The sequence below is a fragment of the Clostridium boliviensis genome (assembly GCF_033342255.1).
GTDB classification, from domain to species: Bacteria; Bacillota; Clostridia; order Lachnospirales; family Lachnospiraceae; genus Lacrimispora; species Lacrimispora boliviensis.
This window is the reverse complement of record NZ_JAWONS010000237.1, coordinates 1-534: the sequence shown is the minus strand read 5'-3', so window position 1 is coordinate 534 and position 534 is coordinate 1. Positions and strand designations below refer to the sequence as shown.

Sequence of the window (534 nt, the reverse complement as noted above, 5' to 3'; positions counted from 1 at the left end):
GTGCGGGAGGAGCCGGCGCCTTCCCTCTCCTTCGAAAAGACGCCAAGCCCGTCGGAACATCCGGTCCAGGTTCAACCCCAACCCGTCGAGCCCGACAAGCCCTTCGAGTCTGACGCCGAAGCATCGGCTCCGGCTCCGGAGACCGAGGAGCGATTTCCGGAGTTGCACCCCTTGGCGCAGGTCCATGGCACCTATATTGTGGCCCAGGCCGAGGACGGTTTTTACTTGATCGATCAGCATGCGGCCCATGAGCGAATCTATTATGAGCGGTTTTCGGCGGAGATGGGCAGGGAAGAGCCGAAGAGACAGCCTCTGCTGATGCCGATTCCCCTGGAGTGCTCGCCGGGGGAGGCGGAAAGGGTGTCGGCCCATCTCTCCCTTTTTCGCGAAATGGGTTGGGAATTGGAGCCCTTCGGAGGCAGCACGTTTCTGATCCGGTCTCATCCAGGCTGGGTTTCACCGGGACAGGAGGAGGAGATTTTGCGGGAGCTGATCGATTGGCTGAAGAAGGAGGGGGCGGTTCGCCCGGAACGG

Annotated in this window: 1 pseudogene; it reads left to right on the top strand. The window is 61.6% G+C overall.

Annotation, left to right across the window (positions count from 1 at the left end):
• Positions 1-534: pseudogene (locus tag RZO55_RS14660) on the top strand (hypothetical protein); the annotation flags it as partial.